Source organism: Kineosporia sp. NBRC 101731 (genome assembly GCF_030269305.1).
In the GTDB taxonomy this organism is placed as follows: Bacteria; Actinomycetota; Actinomycetes; order Actinomycetales; family Kineosporiaceae; genus Kineosporia.
In genome coordinates this window covers 1-255 of record NZ_BSTC01000078.1, presented here as the reverse complement: position 1 = coordinate 255, position 255 = coordinate 1, and the positions used below count along the sequence as shown (strand labels likewise).

1 pseudogene is annotated in these 255 nt (G+C 69.0%); it reads right to left on the bottom strand.

Annotated features, from left to right (window positions below):
* A pseudogene (locus tag QSK05_RS36150) lies at positions 1-255 on the bottom strand (hypothetical protein); the annotation flags it as partial.

Here is a 255-nt window from a genome sequence, read left to right as displayed (position 1 = left end):
CTGCAGCACGGCGTCCAGCCCTCCCATCCCATCGGTCAACGGGTAGGCATGCACGCAGCGTTCTTTCTTCTTCGCCTCCCGCCGCCGACGGGCCGCCTCCGGATCGGCCTTCTGAATCGCGCGCCGCGCGGCATCCGTGGCCTGCTGATAGGTCTTGCCCGCCAGACGCGCCGCCAGAGAGTCCTGCACGGCCTGCCACGCCGGTGTCCCGGGCTGTAAAGCGTTACGCATCTGGGTGTTCACCGCGACCGCCGT